This window comes from Pseudophaeobacter profundi (assembly GCF_029697505.1).
Classification (GTDB): Bacteria; Pseudomonadota; Alphaproteobacteria; order Rhodobacterales; family Rhodobacteraceae; genus Pseudophaeobacter; species Pseudophaeobacter profundi.
On the sequence record NZ_JARJEF010000006.1, the window covers coordinates 22744 to 42847 of the forward strand.

22 protein-coding genes are annotated in these 20104 nt (G+C 59.9%); 8 read left to right on the forward strand and 14 right to left on the reverse strand.

Annotation, left to right across the window (positions count from 1 at the left end; genetic code table 11):
- Positions 1–118: 118 nt before the first annotated feature.
- On the forward strand, positions 119–436 hold the full coding sequence (locus tag P2081_RS11070) for an excinuclease ABC subunit A (protein ID WP_278922930.1): 318 nt from the start codon (positions 119–121) through the stop codon (positions 434–436).
- Between the two features lie 183 nt (positions 437–619).
- On the opposite strand, the gene P2081_RS11075 is transcribed toward P2081_RS11070, so the two are convergent.
- A complete protein-coding gene (locus P2081_RS11075) occupies positions 620–898 on the reverse strand; it encodes a hypothetical protein (protein WP_278922931.1) in 279 nt (92 codons plus the stop codon).
- A 277-nt stretch (positions 899–1175) separates the two neighbouring features.
- Complete coding sequence (locus tag P2081_RS11080; RefSeq protein ID WP_278922932.1) at positions 1176–1367, reverse strand: hypothetical protein; 192 nt, start codon at positions 1365–1367, stop codon at positions 1176–1178.
- Positions 1368–1551: 184 nt separating this feature from the next.
- On the opposite strand from P2081_RS11080, the gene P2081_RS11085 reads away from it, so the two are divergent.
- Positions 1552–1806 carry a hypothetical protein gene (locus tag P2081_RS11085; protein WP_278922933.1) on the forward strand — a complete coding sequence of 85 codons (255 nt, stop codon included), beginning with the start codon at positions 1552–1554 and terminating at the stop codon, positions 1804–1806.
- A gap of 163 nt (positions 1807–1969) precedes the next feature.
- Here P2081_RS11085 and P2081_RS11090 read toward each other — a convergent pair whose 3' ends face one another.
- Positions 1970–2722, reverse strand: coding sequence for a hypothetical protein (locus tag P2081_RS11090; RefSeq protein WP_278922934.1), 753 nt, complete (start codon positions 2720–2722; stop codon positions 1970–1972).
- A gap of 35 nt (positions 2723–2757) precedes the next feature.
- Positions 2758–3021, reverse strand: coding sequence for a spike base protein, RCAP_Rcc01079 family (locus tag P2081_RS11095; RefSeq protein WP_278922935.1), 264 nt, complete (start codon positions 3019–3021; stop codon positions 2758–2760).
- A gap of 354 nt (positions 3022–3375) precedes the next feature.
- On the opposite strand from P2081_RS11095, the gene P2081_RS11100 reads away from it, so the two are divergent.
- Positions 3376–4059, forward strand: a complete 684-nt coding sequence (locus tag P2081_RS11100) for a glutathione S-transferase N-terminal domain-containing protein (RefSeq protein WP_278922936.1) — start codon at positions 3376–3378, stop codon at positions 4057–4059.
- A gap of 93 nt (positions 4060–4152) precedes the next feature.
- On the opposite strand, the gene P2081_RS11105 is transcribed toward P2081_RS11100, so the two are convergent.
- The 4 genes from P2081_RS11105 to P2081_RS11120 all read right to left on the reverse strand — a co-directional run bounded on the left by P2081_RS11105 (position 4153) and on the right by P2081_RS11120 (position 7723).
- Positions 4153–4782, reverse strand: a complete 630-nt coding sequence (locus tag P2081_RS11105) for an inner membrane-spanning protein YciB (protein ID WP_278922937.1) — start codon at positions 4780–4782, stop codon at positions 4153–4155.
- Positions 4783–4848: 66 nt separating this feature from the next.
- The gene (locus P2081_RS11110) at positions 4849–5751 is read right to left on the reverse strand and encodes an EamA family transporter (protein ID WP_278922938.1); all 903 of its coding nucleotides are present in this window, start codon (positions 5749–5751) and stop codon (positions 4849–4851) included.
- 130 nt (positions 5752–5881) lie between these two features.
- On the reverse strand, positions 5882–7000 hold the full coding sequence (ftsY, locus tag P2081_RS11115; protein ID WP_278922939.1) for a signal recognition particle-docking protein FtsY: 1119 nt from the start codon (positions 6998–7000) through the stop codon (positions 5882–5884).
- Positions 7001–7075: 75 nt separating this feature from the next.
- Complete coding sequence (locus tag P2081_RS11120) at positions 7076–7723, reverse strand: lysoplasmalogenase (protein ID WP_278922940.1); 648 nt, start codon at positions 7721–7723, stop codon at positions 7076–7078.
- A gap of 159 nt (positions 7724–7882) precedes the next feature.
- On the opposite strand from P2081_RS11120, the gene P2081_RS11125 reads away from it, so the two are divergent.
- On the forward strand, positions 7883–8305 hold the full coding sequence (locus P2081_RS11125; RefSeq protein ID WP_417700811.1) for a hypothetical protein: 423 nt from the start codon (positions 7883–7885) through the stop codon (positions 8303–8305).
- On the opposite strand, the gene xseA is transcribed toward P2081_RS11125, so the two are convergent.
- Positions 8302–9753 carry an exodeoxyribonuclease VII large subunit gene (xseA, locus tag P2081_RS11130; protein WP_278922942.1) on the reverse strand — a complete coding sequence of 484 codons (1452 nt, stop codon included), beginning with the start codon at positions 9751–9753 and terminating at the stop codon, positions 8302–8304. The two genes, P2081_RS11125 and xseA, sit on opposite strands and share 4 nt — an antisense overlap.
- Before the next feature lie 193 nt (positions 9754–9946).
- On the opposite strand from xseA, the gene purD reads away from it, so the two are divergent.
- Complete coding sequence (gene purD / locus P2081_RS11135; protein WP_278922943.1) at positions 9947–11212, forward strand: phosphoribosylamine--glycine ligase; 1266 nt, start codon at positions 9947–9949, stop codon at positions 11210–11212.
- Positions 11213–11464: 252 nt separating this feature from the next.
- The gene (locus tag P2081_RS11140; RefSeq protein WP_278922944.1) at positions 11465–12076 is read left to right on the forward strand and encodes a LuxR C-terminal-related transcriptional regulator; all 612 of its coding nucleotides are present in this window, start codon (positions 11465–11467) and stop codon (positions 12074–12076) included.
- Positions 12077–12911: 835 nt separating this feature from the next.
- On the opposite strand, the gene P2081_RS11145 is transcribed toward P2081_RS11140, so the two are convergent.
- Positions 12912–13235, reverse strand: coding sequence for a 2Fe-2S iron-sulfur cluster-binding protein (locus P2081_RS11145; protein ID WP_278922945.1), 324 nt, complete (start codon positions 13233–13235; stop codon positions 12912–12914).
- Between the two features lie 247 nt (positions 13236–13482).
- On the opposite strand from P2081_RS11145, the gene P2081_RS11150 reads away from it, so the two are divergent.
- Together P2081_RS11150 and P2081_RS11155 are read left to right on the forward strand one after the other, a co-directional pair.
- On the forward strand, positions 13483–14010 hold the full coding sequence (locus tag P2081_RS11150; RefSeq protein WP_278922946.1) for a peptidoglycan-binding domain-containing protein: 528 nt from the start codon (positions 13483–13485) through the stop codon (positions 14008–14010).
- A gap of 228 nt (positions 14011–14238) precedes the next feature.
- Entirely contained in the window at positions 14239–14907 is a 669-nt protein-coding gene (locus P2081_RS11155; RefSeq protein WP_278922947.1) for a Crp/Fnr family transcriptional regulator, read from the forward strand.
- Between the two features lie 85 nt (positions 14908–14992).
- On the opposite strand, the gene P2081_RS11160 is transcribed toward P2081_RS11155, so the two are convergent.
- The 4 genes from P2081_RS11160 to hflK form a co-directional block, all read right to left on the reverse strand.
- On the reverse strand, positions 14993–15559 hold the full coding sequence (locus tag P2081_RS11160) for a thermonuclease family protein (RefSeq protein WP_278922948.1): 567 nt from the start codon (positions 15557–15559) through the stop codon (positions 14993–14995).
- A gap of 401 nt (positions 15560–15960) precedes the next feature.
- Entirely contained in the window at positions 15961–17490 is a 1530-nt protein-coding gene (locus tag P2081_RS11165; protein WP_417700922.1) for a Do family serine endopeptidase, read from the reverse strand.
- A 517-nt stretch (positions 17491–18007) separates the two neighbouring features.
- Complete coding sequence (gene hflC / locus P2081_RS11170; protein ID WP_278922950.1) at positions 18008–18889, reverse strand: protease modulator HflC; 882 nt, start codon at positions 18887–18889, stop codon at positions 18008–18010.
- Positions 18889–20067, reverse strand: coding sequence for an FtsH protease activity modulator HflK (hflK, locus tag P2081_RS11175; protein WP_278922951.1), 1179 nt, complete (start codon positions 20065–20067; stop codon positions 18889–18891). The genes hflC and hflK overlap by 1 nt, the downstream gene beginning before the upstream one ends.
- Positions 20068–20104: the final 37 nt, after the last annotated feature.

A 20104-nucleotide genomic window follows, 5' to 3' on the forward strand; every position in this document is an offset into this window, starting at 1 on the left:
ATAACAAGGCTGTCCATCGCCAAATAGGCTCGGCAGAGCCTTGCTGCTTTGCCGCCCGATGCGTTGCAAAGCGCAACGTTTTTGCCAGGTTCGGTCCCCACAGCTACAGGAGATTGCGATGCGCAAACTTATCCAGTTCTCGATGGCAACGCTGCTCTGCGTTGCGCCTATTGCGGTATTGGCAGGCGGACCAAAAGGCTGCCCCCCTGGCTTGGCCCGAAAGAACAACGGCTGCCTGCCTCCTGGCCACGCCAAGAGGATACTTGGGCGCGGAGACTACCTTGAAGGCGATTATACACTGGTCAAAAAACCCGGCCGATATGGCCTGGAACCGGGAAAGACCTACTATCGGCTTGGCGATTATGTCTACCAAGTAGACCGCGACACCAAAGTAGTGCTTGATCTGATCGGTGCGGTTGCCGCGATACTGGATTGAACGACTGACACGACGCCCGATTGACCCGAAATGCAGGGTGGCAACCGCACCAAGGCGATCAGAATTGGTGGGCATGATCTTTGCTGACCTCAAGAAATCACGCCTTACCAATTTGATTTCACTTATTTTAGTTGCGCAGTACTTGCACACGCTTTTGAACGATATGTTCTAGATTTCCACAGATTAAAGATCGTCGATATCCGGGACAGTCCCGTGCCTTACGATAAAGGTTGGGGGGCTGACCTCGCCCGAGCCTGCGTCCTCCGTAATCATATAGGCATCTGCACCTACACAGTTTCCCCTCTCAAACTCTCGGTCTGCCCTGTCTTGCGCTTGCGATTCTGACGAATACTGCAATTGCTTGTCGATCTGCAGGCTGACCTGCCCAGCGGCCCCCGCCTTTTCAACGTATGTCTGGCAGATATAGTGCGTCTTGTCGGAGTTTGCGGTTGTGTCTGTCATTGCGCCGTCCTTGGCTGAGTGTGATTATTGGCATGTCTGGTCTGCAGCCAGCAGACATCGGCCATCATTTCTTTATGATTGGTAACGGTCTCCACCGCGACCCCAATCTATAAAGCAGGCTAAACCAAAACGATAGGCGCACATCCCCGCACCACCCCGTCAGGCGGGACCACTCACACGACACCATGACTGCCGGATTGCTCACTTCCAGCGCGGCAGGGTACGGGCCAAATTTTCTCTGAGCACCGCTGTCATGGCCATACGCGCGTTCACGGCTTCACAGCAGGCGATATAGCCAGGCAATTTTGTGATGTTTGAGGGCGACGTCCACTTTGCTCTGCGGATAGGCGTCGTTTGCTTCTGTCATGACCAGGGAAGACCTGGCCTCCACCAGCTTCGGCGGTAGTAAACCCACGCCACCGGCGCACACCTCCCCAGCCTGCGCGCCGGGGCCGTCGCCAACAGACAATAGGCGATCTATGACAAACGACTAGAGGTGATGCAAAAGGGGCAAGCTGGGCTGGCTCACCATCTGGAACGACGCTCGCGGCCAACTGAACCGCCCGCCCCTGGATCTGTCTGACCGACTGGCAAGCCAAGTCTGGCGGTTCGCGCTACGCATGGCGTCCAAGCAACGGCACAATCGCTGGGAAATGCGAAGCTGGCAAGATCTGCGCGATATGGTTGGCGACGCCTATGCCGAGCTCTGCGACAAGATCCGCTACACCTGCCCCACCAGTGACAGCAACCGCGCCCGCTGGCCCACACATGACCTTTGGCAACAGGTCGCCAGCGTCATTGCCACAGATCTACTCGAAAACTGTTCCGGCGTCCTGCCCAGAGGCGTGATTGAAACCAACCGCGCCGAACACCTCAGCAGGGCAGCAGACCGTTATAGGTTTAAGTAGTAGCCTTCGATGGTACGCCTAACAGCAAGGTCGGCTGTGAGTCCAAAGTGCGTGATGCTGCACAGTTCACAAGGATTGCTCGACAGCTGGATGCCAAAGGCCAAGGCCATTGCAAACTCATTGCAATCATTCAGCATGGCAACTGGTGCGGCTGCTGTACCCCTCATAGCGCCACCCTGCTCTTTTCAGCCAAGTAGACCTCGGTATCGGCGATCTCTTGGGCCGTTAGAATTCGGCCAATGACGATCACGCCATGGACATTTGCCTGGGCATAGACTGATCCACCGGGCGCGCATATTGCCACCTCATCAACGGTTGGCGCCAGAGGGGCCACCATGTTGATGCTCGCAGCAGCATTCACCCGATCCACAACTGATCCGCCGTCGCGGCTGGACAATCGGACAATCTCACTTGGCACGGAAATGGCACCAGCCGTAAAGGCGCCATCGTATCGCAGCGTACCGTCCTGAGCTTGGCCGAATGCTTCTTTAGCGCCAGAGGTAGCGGTGCCATGGGTTACATTACCCAAGGACAGGGGGCGGTGGTTGCCAGAAGCCCCAGCACCAACATCAGTTGAAACCCCAGCGGCCATGGTGAAGATTGTGGCACTGCCACCAAGCGCGCCGGGTGCAGTGAGCAGGTAATCATCCACCCCGTCAAACTCCAGCCAATACTCTCCACCGCCTGATTGGCGCAGGATAGGCCGCGAGGCTGCCGTGACCTGGATAATGTGATTTCCATTCCCGGACTTATCATCCATGCGTGCAACGGCATCGCCAAGGCCCGCCTGTGTCGTGCCGGATGTATCAGCCCAGAGCGTTGATAGGTCTGCGGGGTCATACCAGACCCCCAATTCCCCACCCGCAAAAAGAGACGCCGGATTAAATCCGCTGCCCCCCTCATTCGGCTGGGGCACTCCCCCTCTCCACAGATCCAGGCCCAGCCCCAGCATTACACCCACCCCACAAGGACCGCAGTGGTGCCGGTTGCCTCAACCCCGACCGCCGAAAACTGCAGGGTTTCCCCGGCAGCCACGGGATAGGTGATCACCATCCCGGCGGCATCACGCAGCGCAACATCGCCCGACGTCAGCGCGCGCAACACGCGGGGGCGGGTCGGCAGATCGGTGCCATCGGCTGGCGCAATGGTGAAATGATGGGTCGCCGGGCTGGTCAGCCCACGGGCTTGGGTCGCAAATGGATCGGTCTGTGGCATGGTTTGGCCTCATGGATTGGGGTGAATGATCTGGCCCGCAAGGGACCGATTGGGTCAGAACCTCGGCAAGATTTGCCAGCATGCCATTGACGCAAAATAGCCCAGCGCTTTGGTAATCCGGGTCCGCAAATACAGGTCCTCGTGCAAAAATATTGCGCCACTATAGCCATCACCGGATTGAAAAAGTTTCGCGGATACGCACGCCGGTCTGGCAACGGCAGCCCCCCTGTCCGCCCCTGGTGGTCTGGGTCCGCGCGCCAGCCTGCTGATTGCGCAGACCAGACAGGGCCACCTTGTTCTTGCGCGCGGCACATGCTCTGCTTTGGCGCAACGCGGTTTACAGAAGGACGGATCATGCAGGACCCAATTACGCTTTATTATTGGCCAACGCCAAATGGCTGGAAGATCTCTATCGCACTTGAAGAAATGTGCCTGCCCTATCGCGTCAACCTGATCGATATCTCCAAGGGGGATCAGTTCGCACCGGATTTCCTGCAAATCTCCCCCAACAACCGGATGCCCGCCATCATTGATCCGCAAGGGCCGGATGGCGCGCCCGTTTCACTGTTTGAAAGCGGTGCAATCCTGCAGTATCTGGCACGCAAAACCGGGCAGTTTTACGGCGATACCGAACGAGAGCGGCTGGCCGTGGATCAATGGCTGATGTGGCAGATGGGCGGGCTGGGACCGATGGCCGGTCAGGCGCATCACTTTCTGAAATATGCCCCGAATCCCATCCCCTATGCCCAGGATCGCTACCGGTCCGAAGTTGCGCGGCTTTACGGCGTATTGAACCGCCAGCTTGCCAATCATCAGTTTGTGGCAGGCGACAGCTTTACCATTGCCGATATGGCGATCTGGCCATGGGCCTCTCTCTGGGAGGGGCAGGAACAAACCCTTGAAGACAAGCCGCATATGGCGCGCTGGTTGCAGGACCTATGGGCACGGCCTGGCGTCATTGCCGGGCGCAAATTGGAAGCCGAAAGGCGCGCCGATCGCTCTGACAGCCAGGCGCAGAAGGTATTGTTTGGCAAATGATCGCATTGCATCAGTGGCAGGCGCCGACGGGACAAGGCTTTGACAATTGCCTAGGCGCTCGCCCCTGGGGTGCCGACTGAAGAGATTAGGGGCCTAGACCTCGTTCTCATCGTCATCAGGAATACCATGCTTCTGAAAGACCTGCCCCTGAAACATAAAGAAGGCAAACATCGCAACCGGCAAACCGAAGGTCTTGAAATAGACCCAGGTGTCGGTGCTCTGGCTGCGCCAGATCGCCTCGTTTGCGACGGCCAGCGCCAGAAAGAACAGGCAGATGCGCCGGGTCAGGATCATCCAGCCTTCGTGTTCCAGCGGCATCAGCTCTTCCATCACCAGCTTTAGATAGCTTTGCCCCCGCAACAGCCCAGCCCCCAGCGCGCCACCAAACAGCAAATAGATCAGCGTCGGTTTCATCTTGAAAAACCGCTCATCATTGAGCCAGACCGACAGCCCCCCCATGAAGACAACCAGCACCAGCGTTGCAATCTGCATCTTTGACAAATGCCCGGTCAGTTTCCACAGGGCCAGGGTCGACAGGATCATCAGCGGGATAAAGGCGGCCGTGACCACGATAAAGCCTTTGTATTCCTGACCTGCGATCAAGAACACATCCTCGCGCAGCTTCAGGTAGCCAATGAAAAACAGCACAATAGGACCAAGCTCCAGCACCATCTTCAGGGTGGGATTGATCTGCTTGTCTGCAGTTTTTTCTGGGCGCGTCATGGGCTCTCCTGTTGCTGTCTCTTTACCCGACTGGGGTCTGTACCATGGGCTGTCTGCCAACTGAGATCAGCCCCCCATTTCCACTATCACGGCCCCCAGCGCGATCAAAGCCATCAAGGCAATGCGGCGCGGACCAACGGTTTCCTTTAACACCAGCCAGCCGATGAGGGCGGCAAAAACGGTGGAGGTTTCGCGCAAGACTGCGGCCTCGCCCACCTTGTCCAGCCGGGTTGCCAGCATCACCGCGCCAAAGGAGGCAAAGGCCACCAGCCCGCCAAACACCCCGCGCACGGCAAGCGGCGCCAGAGCTGGCCGATCAGCCATGCGTCGCCAGCGCAGATAGGCATAGGGCGGCAGCGCCAGGGAATCTATCAGGAAGAACCACGCCAGAAAGGTGAAAGGATCGACAGTGGCGCGGATCCCATAGGCATCATATGTGGTATAAAGCGCCACAAAGAGACCCGTCACCAGCGCCAAAGCCATCGCCAGACCAAGAGTATCGCGGTCGGTCACCAGATAGCGGTAATTATAGGCTGCAAGCCCAAAAATCCCTGCCAGCAAAACGCCGATACCGGCCCATTGCACCAGAGAAAACACCTCTCCGAACAGGTAATAAGATCCGATGACGGTGAACAGCGGCCCGGTCCCGCGCACCACCGGGTAGACCACCGTATAGCTGCCCTTGGTATAGGCCAGCGCCTGCAAGACCTTGTAGATAACGTGAATAAGCCAGACCATGGCAAAAATAGGCCACATATGCGGTTCGGGCCAGGGCACCACAAACAGCGCAAAGGGGGCCGCCATCAGCCCATAGGAGGCGTCAATCGACCCACGCGACAGCCAAGGATCGTGTTTTCCCTTTTGCAGCGCGCCAAAAACCGCATGTAAAAAGGCCGCCATCAGCGCCAGCCAAAGTGCTGCCTGGTGGCCCGCCTCGGTGCCCTCCAGCGAGATCAGCCAGTCGCTCATGCGTTATCCATTGCTTGCAGGGGCAGCGCTTGGGGGTTTTCCACCCCCAAACCCCCGGAGGATATTTGCAGCCAAATGAAGCCTGAGCCCGGAGCGCGGTCCGGAAAGGCGGGCAGACGGGAGGCTGCGATCATCGGGTGCGGTCCAAACCGGTCAGCGCAGCAGCAAAATCTTCCGGGTCAAACGCATCCAGGTCGTCGATCTGTTCGCCAACGCCGATGGCGTGAATGGGCAGGCCAAATTTATCTGCCAGTGCCACCAGCACCCCCCCCTTGGCGGTGCCGTCGAGTTTGGTCATTACCAAGCCAGAAACATCTGCCAGTTTTTGAAAGGTCTCGACCTGGCGCAGGGCGTTCTGACCAGTAGTCGCATCCAGCACCAAAAGCGTATTATGCGGCGCGCTTTCGTCCTTTTTACGAATGACGCGGATGATCTTGGCCAGTTCTTCCATCAGATCTGCCCGGTTTTGCAACCGCCCGGCGGTATCGATCATGAGGAGATCAGCCCCCTCCTCTTGTGCCTTGGTCATGGCGTCAAAGGCCAGGCTGGCCGGATCAGAGCCTTCGGGTGCTGTCAGCACCGGCACGCCCGCTCGCTCTCCCCAGACCTGCAGTTGTTCTACTGCGGCAGCGCGGAAGGTATCGCCAGCGGCAATAACAACCTTTTTGCCTGCGCCCTTGAACTGACTGGCCAGTTTGCCAATGGTGGTGGTCTTGCCAGAGCCATTGACCCCAACAACCAGAACCACCTGCGGGCGATGCGGGTAGATTGGCATCGGCTTTGCCACATGCTCCATCACCCGCGCGATTTCGGCGGCCAGCAGTTCCTTGATTTCACGAGCCGATAGTTTCTTCCCCAGGCGTCCCTCTGCCATATTGGCGGTGACGCGCAGCGCGGTATTGACCCCCATATCGGCGGCAATCAGCAGCTCTTCCAGCTGTTCGAGCATCTCATCATCAAGGGTGCGGCGTTGTTCTGTACCGCCGCTGCGCCCCATCAGGCGCCCCAGAACGCCGCTTGGTTTTTCTGCATCCGGCGCGGCGGCCACCGGGGGCGTTTGCGGCGATGTCGGTTCGCTCAGCTCTGCGGGTGGTGCTGATTTCGGCGCGGGGTCGGCGATCGGGGCAGCGGCGACGGGCGCAGCCAATGGCTCGGCGCCGTCGCCCTCTTCGACAATGGCGTCCAGCCCCGCGTCCAGTTTGGAAGAGGATTTGAACAAGCGCTCCTTGAGCTTTGAGAAAAACGCCATCTGGGCCTCCGCAAAAGGGTTTCCCCTTCACCTAATGCGGATTGTCCCCGGTTGCAAAGCGGATGCGCCCCTTGGTCAGGAAAAAGACAGATAAAACCCCGCCTGCGCCCCCCAATAGAGCGGCCAGACCACATAGGGCAGTACCCGGCGCAGTTGATGCTGCGGCGAAAGCACAAAGGTTTCAAAGGCGAGCGCCACATCCGAAGCCACAAAGGCCAGTGCCGCCGGCAGCACCCAGACCAGCCCCGGGTCCGTCAGGGTCAGCGCCGCCAGCCCCATGGCAAGGATGATCGGGATATAGCCCAGCACTGCGCCGCGCAGCTGCCCCGCAACAGGTGCCAATATCGCTGCCATGCCCCCCCCCAAGAGCACAAGGACCGAAGTGAGCCCAAGGCCAGGCAGGGTCCAGATCTGGCGCAGCACAGCGCTGTCATCGCCCAGAAACAGCGCGACATAGGCCAGATGCCCCATCGCAAAGGCCCAAACCCCGGCCACGAACATCGTCTCCCCACTGCGCGACAGGCAATAATCCCCCAAGGCGCAGGCTCCCAGCCCCACCACCAGCCAGAACGGCGCGCCCGTGGCCAAAGCCGCTCCTGCCAGCAACGCCACCGCCGCCGTTTTGAGCAGGCTCCGCAGCGCATTGGGGGCGCGGGCGGTAAAGCCAAGATAGGCCAGCGCCGCCAGCCCTGCCACTGCCTCGATACATGTCACTGCGACCATATTATGCCCTCCGCACCCCGCATCTACCCTCTGTGTCGCGATTACCGGGTCAGGTCAAAGGCAACGCCAAGGCAAGCCGCCAGGAAATCAGCCGCGACGACACTGTATCCCTGGCGCTAAATTCTTGGCCTGGCGCTTGTGCTCTGGCACAGTTGGGACATGCGCCAGATGTTGATTCCCTTTGCCGTCTTGCCCGTCTTTTTGGCCGAGCTGGCCGTACTGCCCCTGCCGTCCCAGGCGGCTGAGCCCATGAGCGCGGCAGAATTTGATCGCTACACACAGGGCAAGACGCTGTTCTACGGCCTGGATGGCAGCCCCTACGGGGCTGAACGCTACCTGCCCAACCATCGGGTGATCTGGTCCTTTCTCGATGGCCGCTGCCAAGAGGGCATCTGGTACCAGGAGGCAGACCAGATCTGTTTCGTCTATCAGAATCTGGGCCCGCCCCAATGCTGGAGCTTTACTCTGACGCCCGATGGGCTGAATGCGCGGTTCCAGAACGATCCGCAGGCAACCCATCTGTATGAGGCCAACGAGGTCGACCAGGAAATGATCTGCCTCGGCCCAGAGGTTGGGGTCTAGCTCACGCCGTGCTGATCCGCCCGCCGGGCCGTTAAATCAAACTCGCCATCGGCAAATTCAATACGCAGCCCACTGGCGGCGGCGGCCTCTTTGCGGCTGGTGACAATAGCATCTTCACTGCGCACCACCGCATAGCCCCGCGCCAGCGTTCCCTTATAGCTAAGGATATCCAGCTGACGTCCGGCAGATTTCAGCTGTTGCCGGTTGCGATCCAGCCGCAATGTCTGGGCGGTTTCCAGGGCAGTTGCCAACCGGGCCAATTGCACTTTCTGGCGCGCAGCCTCCTGGGTAATGGGGCGCAGGCTCAACCGCGTGGATAGATTGCGCAGCCGTTCGCGACGGGATTCGATGAGATGGCGCAGGGTTGCCGGGCGCAGCGCCGCAGACGCCCGGCTAAGCGCAACATGGCGATTCTGCACCCCGGAAATCAGAGCGCGCGGCAGCCGGTCAGAGACATGATCCAGGCGCTGGCGCGGCGTATCCAACAGGCTCTCGGGGCGGGGCATGGCACGGGACAGGTCGCTCAGCCGCTGGCTGCGCTGCTGCACCGCCTGATTTGAGGCCCGCAACAGCCGCGCGCCCTGATCCTCAACCCAGGCCATCAGTTCCATTCGCACCGGCACCGCCAGTTCAGCCGCTGCCGTCGGTGTTGGCGCCCGGCGGTCAGAGACAAAATCTATCAGCGTGGTATCGGTTTCATGGCCCACAGCCGAAATCAGCGGGATCTGCGAGGCCGCAGCAGCGCGGGCCACGACCTCTTCGTTAAAGCCCCAGAGATCCTCGATGGAACCACCACCGCGGGCGACAATGATCAGATCTGGGCGCGGCAAGGCCCCCCCCGGTGTCATCTGGTTGAAGCCCTCGATGGCGCGTGCCACTTCTGACGCGCAGTTGCTGCCCTGAACCGCAACTGGCCAGACCAGAACCTTGCGCGGGAACCGCTCGCGCAGGCGGTGCAGAATATCGCGGATCACGGCGCCTGACGGCGAGGTCACAACACCAATGATATGCGGCAGATAGGGCAGCGGTTTCTTGCGTTCCGGCGCAAACAGACCCTCTGATTCGAGCTGCTTCTTGCGCTTTTCCAGCAAGGCCATCAGGGCCCCCTGCCCCGCGACGGCCACCTCATCCACATTCATGTTGTATTTCGACTGCGCCCCAAATGCGGTCAGCCGCCCGGTGACCACCACCTCCAGTCCCTCTTCCGGCACCACGGCGAGGCTGGAAATCTGGCCCTTCCAGGTGGTGCAGGCCAAGACCGAGCGATCATCCTTGATGTCGTAATACAAATGGCCTGAACGCGCCTTGAACACCCGGCCCACCTCGCCGCGCACCCGGATGCGGCCAAAGGTCCCCTCTAGCGTGCGCTTCACCTCGCCCGAGATTTCGGAAACGCTGAATTCCGGCGCGTTCTGGCCAGGTTGGGGGTCGTCAAATAGGTCGGACACGCGGGGGGCACTCCTGCGGCAAAGTTTGCGTTCTGAACCCGCAGAACCTGCGGGTTCTTGTTTTGCGGGCTCGCGCAGCATAGAACCCGCCGCAAGCAAGACAAGCCCCGGCGCGCGGCTTCGGGGTTCATGGGCGCAACTGATCACGGTCTCTGCCACAGCAGCGCCGGGTCAGCAGATCGGAGACGACGCAATGAATATTCTTATCCTCGGCAGCGGCGGGCGTGAACATGCCCTGGCCTGGGCTGTGATGCAAAACCCAAAATGCGACAAGCTGATCGTCGCGCCGGGTAACGCCGGAATTGCCCAGATCGCGGAATGCGCCAACCTCGACATCATGGATGGGGCCGTAGTCACCAATTTTGTCGAAGCAAATGCCATCGGCTTTGTCATCATCGGCCCCGAAGCCCCCTTGGCAGCCGGGGTCGCTGATCGGCTGCGCGATGCGGGTGTTCTGGTCTTTGGCCCCTCCGAGGCGGCGGCGCGACTGGAGGCCTCCAAGAGTTTCACCAAAGAGGTCTGCGATGCGGCCCAGGCCCCGACCGCAGGCTATGGGCATTTCACCGATGCCGAGGCTGCCAAGGCGCATATCCGTAAACATGGCGCGCCGACAGTGGTCAAGGCCGATGGGCTGGCCGCCGGCAAGGGCGTGATCATCGCCATGACCGAGGCCGAAGCCGAGGCCGCCATTGACGATATGTTTGGCGGTGCCTTTGGTGGCGCCGGCGCCGAGGTGGTGATCGAAGAATTCATGGAGGGGGAAGAGGCCTCCTTGTTCGTGCTGGTTGATGGCGAAGAGGTTCTGTCCATTGGTTCCGCCCAGGATCATAAACGCGTCGGTGAAGGCGACACCGGCCCCAATACCGGCGGCATGGGGGCCTATTCGCCCGCGCCAGTGCTGAGCGCTGAAATCGAAGCCCGCGCCATGGAACAGATTGTCAAACCGACAATGAAAGTGATGGCAGAGCGTGGCACGCCCTACCAAGGCGTGCTTTATGCCGGGCTGATGATCAAGGACGGTCAGCCCCGGTTGGTGGAATATAACGTGCGCTTTGGCGATCCTGAATGCCAGGTTCTGATGATGCGCCTGGGTGCACAGGCGCTGGATCTGATGCAGGCCGCCGCCGAGTCACGCCTGGCCGAGGCCCAGGTAAACTGGGCCGAGGATCACGCGATTACCGTGGTCATGGCCGCCAACGGCTATCCCGGTGCCTATGAAAAGGGTAGCCCGATCAAAGGTCTGGATGCCCTGCCCGAGGATAGTGCCAATATGGTCTTTCACGCAGGCACCGCGCAAAAAGACGGCGCGATCATTGCAACCGGTGGGCGGGTTTTGAATGTGACGGCCCGGGGTGACACCCTGCAAGAAGCCCGTGATCGCGCCTATGCCATGGTGGATCAGATCGACTGGCCGCAGGGCTTTTGCCGCCGCGACATCGGCTGGCGCGCGCTGGACTAGCGCCCGGCGACCTCGCAAGCTGAATGATACGGGCTGAATGATATCTGGACCTGCCTCGGGTGAGCTGTCGCCAATTGCCTACCTCTTGCAGGGCTCAACAAGGCGGGGCGTATCACAGGGGGGGGGCGACACGCGCGCCGTCCCCTTCGGGCGGTGCCTATCCCCTCCGGGTGGCAATTCAGCGCGGCTGGTCAAATCTGTTTGAACCCGCGTCCTTAGCGGCTACAATCGCCATAAGCTCCTGGAGGGACGATGGAACAATACCCCTGCTCTGATACGCTCGACCCCCTTTTTGCAAACCGGGATCTGGCGAAACTTGCCTTTGACTTTGCCCCTGTTGGCCTTGTGGTCACCGAAAACCGGGTGGTGCGGGAATGCAATCAGCGCTTTTGCGAAATGTTCGGCTATCCGCGTGAGGATCTGCTGGATCAGCTCTTTGCCTTCCTCTACCCATCCGAGGAAGAATTCCAGAACCTGCGCACCCGTGGCGATAAAAACCTGAGCGCAGGCAATCCCTACTGGGACGAACGGGTCATGCGACGCAGGTCCGGCGAATTGTTCTGGGTTCGGGTGCGCGGCCATAGCTTCACCCCCAACACCCCATTGGGGCGCGCCGTCTGGAGCTTTGTCGATCTATCCGGATCCCGCCCCTATCTGCCACTGACCCGCCGCGAAAGAGAGGTCTATTCCCTGCTTGGCGAAGGCCAGACCAGCAAGGAAATTGCCCGTTCTCTCAATCTCAGCTACCGCACCGTAGAGGTCCATCGCGCAAGGCTGCTGAAGAAAATGGGGGTGAACAACACCGCCAGCCTGTTTTCTTCGCTGGGGGATATTGGCGGCGATCACGTAGTCGCGCAGCGATAGCCATTTGTCCCCGGATCGTCCTGTTTGGGCAGGCTGCGGTCGGGGCGCTTCGGCATCATGTGATCTTTGTCATAGCCCCCGCGAAGTGGCGCAAACAGGGCAGAAAAAAGGGGGGAAGCTCCCGCGCGCTCTGGCATTCAAAGAATGCCGCACCCTTGGGCCGAGCGCCGCGCCAAGGCGCGGCGCGGTGGTTGCTATCGCGACCCAAACGTCAGACCCACGGGTTGGTGGAACGCAGGCGGATCAATTTCAGGCCGATCGACTAAAGCCTAGCCAATCACAGGCGATCCAGCGCCTTCTCCAGGCTGGGTGGTGGCCCGGCAAACGGGCGGTCGATATAGGCAATCCCAGCCCCTCGCCGCCATCAAGATCCGTCGCCCCTATCCTGGGCAGCCAGCGAAAGCGGAGGCGATGGCAGGCGTGGCGACTGGGATTGCCCTGATGATCATAAATCGCCCGCCCCGCGCCCGGTTGGACATCGCTTTTGACCACGCTGATCGCCATCAAGATCGACCAGACCTGGGGCAAGATCTTCAAACACCCGCGTTCAGGGCAAGGTCACGCCTGCTATGCCAGTCCGCGCGTCGGCAGCCGACCTTCGCCTTACGTCACCCCTATTGCGCCAATGAACAAAACGGCGGTTCTATTCGATCCCCCCCAAGCGCGCCATGCTGTTAGTGAAGGGTCGGATCAGAACACAGGTCTGCGGCACCCTCAGCCGCCAGCGGCTCTACACCAGCAACACCTGCCGCAAGCGCCATAACATGCAGCGCGCGGCGCATAAGACGGGGCCAAGGGCGAAGCGGCAGACGCCGCGCCCTGGCCCCAAAGCGCATCAGATCTGCTTTTCAGGCATCTGCACGACCAGCCCATCCAGGGCATCGCTGACCTTGACCTGGCAGGTCAAGCGCGAGCGGACAGGGTCCGGCTCGAAGGCAAAATCCAGCATGTCTTCTTCCATGTCATCCTTCGCCGGGAGCTTCTCAACCCAATCGGGATGGATGTAGACATGGCAGGTGGAACAGGCGCAGGCGCCGCCACAGTCTGCTTCAATACCTGGAATGTTGTTGTCACGAGCCCCTTCCATCACGGTCAGGCCATTGGCCACATCCACGACATGTTTGGTGCCATTGTGTTCGACATAAGTGATCTTTGCCATCGTCGGTTCTTCCCCTTCTCGGTTCTTAGCTGATTATGTAGCCAAGGCCCCGCCCCGGCACCAGCCCAATTTGCGACAACCGAAGGCCTCTGCCGATCCGCGCCGCCACTGTTCCATATTTGTTGCATGCCGGTTCGTCACACGAACCAGATCCCGCCACGATCCCGCCTTTGCGCCCTTTGCAGATCTGGTTTAGTCTCGCCCAAAGGGCGAGACTAAACCACCCCAAGGGATCGAGCACCAAGCCATGAGCAGACCTAACAACTTCCTTGTTGCGGCCCTGTCGCTGACCGCGCTGCTTGGCCTGGCGGCCTGTATCCCTGCCAATCCGTCAGCCCCGCCGCCGACCGCAACAGATGCCCCGCCCGTCGCCCCGCCAGGCGCGCCCCCCGGCACCTGCTGGCACCGCAACACCAGCCCCGCCGTGATCGAGACCGTCACCGATCAAGTCATGGTTACACCCGCACAACAGGATGCCACAGGCCAGATCACCCGCCCTGCCGTGTTTCGCACTGTAACCCGGCAAGAAATCGTTCAGCCGCGGCGTGACACCTGGGTCGAAACCCCCTGCCCGGCAGAGTTGACCCCAGGTTTTATCGCCTCGGTTCAACGGGCCCTTGCCGTACGGGGCTATTATCGCGGTGCCCCCACCGGGCGGATGGATCGCGCCACCAGGATTGGCCTGCGCCGTTACCAGAAAGAGGCAGGGCTGGATAGCAGCACGCTTTCACTTGCGACAGCACGCCAGTTGGGACTGGTGGCGATCGCCCGGTAGAACAGACGCGCCGCCGCTGACACCGCCAGCCGTGTCACCTGCCCGCCACATAAGCCCCCGCGCCAAAGGGCGGCCAGCGCAAACGCCAGAGTTTCACAAACCGCCGCGCTCTGCTAGAAGCCAGCAGCAACAGGTGGCGACGCCAGTTCCGTCCCCGCCCGGCCCCTATGCGCCAGCTCTTCCAGCCAGCCTGGGCACGTAACGCAATACTGACGGAGACCCGATCCCATGCGAAACGACCGCTTGCCAGAAACCGGCTTTTTGTCTGCCGCCTCGGCCCCCCTGCGCCAAATGCTGGAAAGCCAGGCGAGCGAGCTGCGTCTGTCCAATGGCGAGGTCCTGTTCGAACAGGGCGACACGGGGGATGCCTTTTATGCCATCATCGAAGGCTCGCTGGAATTTTCCACCCTCTCGGCGGCAGGGCGCAAGCTCTCGCTTGATCTGATGCGCCCCGGGGCAGTATTTGGCGAAATCGTGCTGTTTGATCCCGGCCTGCGCACTGCAACCGTCACCGCTGCCGAACCCAGCAGGCTGCTGCGCCTGCGCAATCGCGATATTCTGGCCCAGATCCAACAGCAGCCCGAACTTGCCGGGGACCTGCTGCGCCTTGCCGGGCAGCGCATGCGCTGGATGAATATGCAATTGAACGAACAGGTGTTTTTGCCAATGCCCGTGCGTCTTGCGCGCAAACTGCTGTATCTGGCGCCGGACAATGGCAATGGCCGTCTGGCCCTGTCTCAGGCCGAACTGGCAGAATATGTTGGCGCCACCCGCGAAGCCGTGTCAAAGACCCTGTCGAATTGGAAACGCAGCCAATTGATTGAAATCAGTCGTGGCGGTCTGCAGATTCTGGACCGCAGCGCTCTGGCGCTCTTGGCTGAACCGGAATCAATCTAACCCCGGACCAGCCGCCGCTCACAACCGAACCTTGAAAACCAGGTTTCAGAACGTGGGCCTAGGCTGGACTGTCTGATACTATCGATTATTTATGCGCCCGGCGCCATTCCGATGGAGAGGCGGTTTCGGCCTGCCAGATCCCTAAGCTTGCCGCCTGTGCCCGGGCTGCTTCGGCCTGGTAGTAGCCCTGTGTTTCATCTGCCCAGGCCAGCCCTTCAGAGACCAGTTGGGCGCCGATGTCTGCGCCATCCGCCTTGCAGGATGCCACGTAGTATCCATAGTTGTCCTGATCGTTGCTAAAGCATTCAACCCGGTCAGCCGCGCGCAGGATATCACGCATACGGTCCTCTGCCTGCGCGGCACATTCCCAGAGCATGCCCTGGGCAGTGTTGCACCGCTGCGCAATTTCGGGCGCATCAATGCCCGCCAAGCGGATGCGCAAATTCCCCAAAGCCAGGAAATCACCCTCTACGATGCGAAAGGCACCGCCGGGCACCGACAGCAGCGGATCCATGACAGCGGCCAACTGCTGAATACCGCTAAGCTGTAAAAACACCTTCGCCGAGGCGGAATCTCCCAACGGCAGATCAGAGGCGGCAGCAGTGTTTGCAGCCAGAGCAAATACAACGCTTACAAAGGTTCTTTTCATCATCAGGTGGCCACTCTTGTTGTGGGTTAGGTCATCGTCCAACCTGACTTTGCACCCAAAGAGGCCAAGAATCCGTTAACTCTTGCCAGTTCACGGCAAGAGAGTGCTTCATTTCTTGCCAGAAGGAGGGTGAATAAAATTCAAAACCCGCCCCGGCTGTGAACCAGATCACAGAGCGCCCTGCCCGATCCTGCCATAGTCACTGCAAGACAGACATTATCATTCCATCCCGATGACTGCCTGTTCCAACAAGAGCCATATGCCCGCCAGCATATGGCTCTTTCCCTTTTTACACCTGTGGGTTCGATCTTCCGGCCCAAAGCCACCGCTGAATAGAAAAAGGCCGGGATCTCCCCCGGCCTTTCCTGATAATGCGCGGCCCTGGCGCGCAGGGCTTGGCAATCTTACTGCAGGTTCAGCGCGACAAAGCGCGGCTCGCCGTTGCGGCGCACCAAGAGCAAGAGAGACTTGCGACCAGCCTCTTCCGCCTCAGAGATACGGGCCTCCAGCGCGCTGATCGATGCCACCTTTTGCTGGCCTGCCTCGGTGATCACATCACCACCGCGCAGGCCCTTTTCCCAGGCTTCAGAGGCTTCGTTCACTGAAAGAACAATCAGCCCATCGGTATCCGCCGAAAGGTTCAGTTCGTTGCGCATCTTGTCGGTCAGCACCCCAATCGATAGGCCGAGCAGCTCTTTCTCGGTGACATCTGGGTCAGACCCATCATCATCCGAACCGCCAGACTGGCGCTCTGCATCTTCACGGCGGCCAAGGGTCACCTTCAGGGTTTCGGTCTTGCCCTCCCGGTAGACCACCACACGAACCGTTTTGCCCACTTCGGTGTTGCCAACCGTGCGCACCAGGCTGCGGGTATCTGCCACTTCGGCGCCATCAAAGCTGAGGATCACATCCCCGGCCAGCAGGCCTGCCTCTTTCGAGGGACCCTCTGGAACATCGGTGATCAGTGCACCCTTGGCAGTGTCGAGCCCCATGGCTTCGGCCACGTCGGTGTCGACATCCTGGATCCGCACGCCCAACCAGCCGCGACGGGTTTCCCCGAATTCTTTCAGCTGCACCACAACCTTGCTGACGACATTAGAGGCCATCGAAAAGCCAATCCCGATAGACCCCCCATTGGGAGAAAGGATTGCGGTATTCACACCGACCACATCGCCATCCATATTGAACAACGGCCCGCCCGAATTCCCCCGGTTAATCGCCGCATCGGTCTGGATGTAGTCATCATAGGACCCAGACAATTCGCGATTGCGCGCAGAAACGATCCCGGCCGAAAGCGAAAACCCCTGCCCCAGCGGATTGCCCATCGCCACCACCCAGTCACCGACGCGGGCCGTGTCACTGTCGCCAAAGGTGACAAATTTCAAGGGAGACGGTGCCTCTACCTTGAGCAGGGCAATATCGGTGTTTGGATCGGTACCGATCACCTTGGCAGGTAACAGCTTTCTGGGTTGGCCATCACCAGGGAAGAACTCGATCTCGATTTCATCAGCGTCTGCGATCACGTGGTTATTGGTAACAATATAGCCATCTTCAGAGATCACAAACCCCGACCCCAACGCCGAAGAGCGTTGCGGGCGGTTGCCATTGTCGCCGCCGTTACGGTCCTGGAACTCGCGGAAGAAATCTTCAAAAGGTGATCCCTCTGGCACGATGCCCTGGGGGCCAGTCCGCCCTTCGATCACCGTGGTTGTGGTGATGTTCACCACCGCCGGGCTGACCTTGTCGGCCAGCGGGGCCAGGCTTTCGGGCCGGGCCTGTGCGGTGAGCACCTGCATCAGGACCATCACCAGGCTGACGCCAGCCAGCCACAGCATCCGCCACAGTGTGGCCTGTCCGTTTTGTTCTTTTGAAACTGCAATCGCCTGAGGCTGCACGAAGCTACTCCTTGTCATCACCATTCCTGTTTTTGCCATCATCTTGCCCTTTCCCACAGAACCGGGCTTGCAAACTCTGTCAGAGCATTTGCCACTGGCCTAACGCCCGCCCGCCTTGCTATGCAAACCATCCTTCTTGGGGGGTACAGAGATCCTATAGTACTACGCTCTCAATGTAGGGGGAGTTTTTACAATCGCAACACCCGGTCGGGCCGTTCAAGTCGTTGTGAAATGCCGCATAGTCAAACGCCGCTCCTGAAAATACTGGTAAAACACGGCCGGCCAGTTTCACAGTGATGAAATCGAGCAGGCAACATCCCGCTTGAAACGCCAAACCGTCCAACGCCCCAGCCCTGTTACCCCTTCAAATTGTCCCCTCTCTGGCAGTCTTAGCATCCTTTTTGCCGATATCAGGCGTCGAAAACAAAGAAGGAAAAGAATGCATTAACAGTAGAACCTTTGATCACGCGCCTTCGTTCATCGCCAAGGCGCAAAACAAAAGGGGCCAACCCGAAGGTCAGCCCCTTGATGATCTCCACCTCTTCAGGTCAGAGATCTAGTTAGATGTGGCGGCGCCGCGCGAAGATTTCAGATAATTGAAAAATTCAGAATCCGGCGACAGCACCAGGGAAGAGTTCCCCCCTTTCAGCGCGCCCTCATAGGCATTCAGGCTACGGTAGAATTCAAAGAATTCCGGGTCGCGGCCATAGGCTTCGGCAAAGATCGCGTTGCGTTCCGCATCGGCTTCACCGCGGATCACCTCGGCTTCGCGCTCTGCATCGGAAACCAGCTCAACCTCGGTCCGGTCTGCCAGGGCACGCACACGCTGCGCCGCCTCGTCACCACGGGCGATTTCGTCAGCGGCTTCGCGTTCCCGTTCCGCCCGCATCCGCGCAAAGGTGGCTTCCAGGTTGGCCTGCGGCAGATCGGTACGTTTCAGGCGCACGTCAATGACCTCCAGCCCAAAGCCTTCGGCTTCGGTGATGGCACCATTGCGGATCCGCAGCATCAGGGCCGCCCGGTCCGATGACAGAATGTCATTGGAGCTGACAGAGCCCAGGACCTCGCGGGTTTGGGCCCGCATGATCTTGTCCAGACGGGTTTCAGCACCGCTGACCCCGACTGCGCCAACCGCTTCGCGGAATTGTTTTACATCAACAATCCGGTAGCGGGCAAAGGCATCCACCACCAGACGCCGGTCATCCAGTGGGGTGACTTCCAGCGGGCCAACCTCAATGCTGAGGATCCGGTCATCATAGGTGACAACCTCGTCGATCAGCGGCACCTTGAAGGCAAGACCGGGAACTTCTTGTACGGCAACCACACGACCAAAGCGCAGCACCAGGGCTTTTTCACGCTCGTCCACGATAAAGATCGAAGACAGCACCCCCACCACGGCCAACACCAGAATGGGGAGAAGGAAAGTTGTCTTATTCATCATTTATCTCCCGTGCGGCGCAATTCATTGAGCGGCAGATAGGGCACGATCCCCTGGCCACCTTCGCCGGTGGGCTGGTCAAGAATGATCTTGTCCACATCGCCAAGGACCCGCTCCATGGTTTCCAGATAGAGACGCTTGCGCGTGACCTCTGGCGCCTTTTCGTATTCGGTCAGAACCGCAGAGAAACGGCTTGCCTCACCCTGGGCCTCGTTCACCACGCGGGCGCGGTAGCCTTCGGCCTCTTCCAGGGTCTGGGCAGATTGACCACGTGCCGCCGCAAGTTTGCGGTTGGCATAGGCATCCGCCTGTTTTTCAAGCCGGTCACGTTCCTGGCCCGCAGACTGCACTTCGCGGAAGGCATCTTTCACCGGCTCTGGCGGATCGGCTCCGTCAAAGTTGACCCGCACCACATTGACACCACTGTCGTAGCTGTCCAGCGTCGATTGGATCAGCTCTTCCAGACGGGTGGTGATCGCACCACGATCCCGGTTCAGAATCGGTGCCAATTCCGATTGGGCGATGATTTCACGCATCGCAGATTCCGAAACAGCCTGAATGGTCGCCTTTGGATCGCGCAGGTTGAACAGGTACAAGGCCGGATCACTGATGTTCCAGACCACCTGGAAATCAACATCGATGATGTTTTCATCACCAGTCAGCATCAACCCGGCATCGCTGCCGCGTGAACCCGAGCCGATGTTTTCAGTCTGCTCCACCAGCACCGGAATCACCTCATAGGTGACCAGCGGCCAAGGGGCAAAGTTCAGACCCGGCATGCCGGTATCCATATATTCCCCCAGGAACAGCTCGACCGAGCGCTCTTCGGTTTTGACCGAATAGAAGCTGGCCATACCCCAGAGCACCGCACCCGCAATGGCCGCAATGCCGATGGTGCCCTTGGTAAACAGGGGCGCACCGCCCCCACCCTGACCACGACCGCCGCCCTGACCAGCACCACCACGACCGCCCATCAGGACGCGCAGCTGTTCCTGGCCCTTTTTGACCAACTCGTCGATTTCGGGGATCTGCGGGTCTTCGGGGCGCCGACCTCCGCCGCCACCCTTATTCCCACCAGAGTTGTTTCCGCTGCCATTGCCGCTGTTGTTGCCGCCCTGATTGCCTCCGCCACCAGAAGAGCCTCCGCCCCCCCAGGGGCCACCGCTATTGCCCGCCATCTGTCTCCTATCCCTTTTCTGCCGCTGCCTGCGGCAT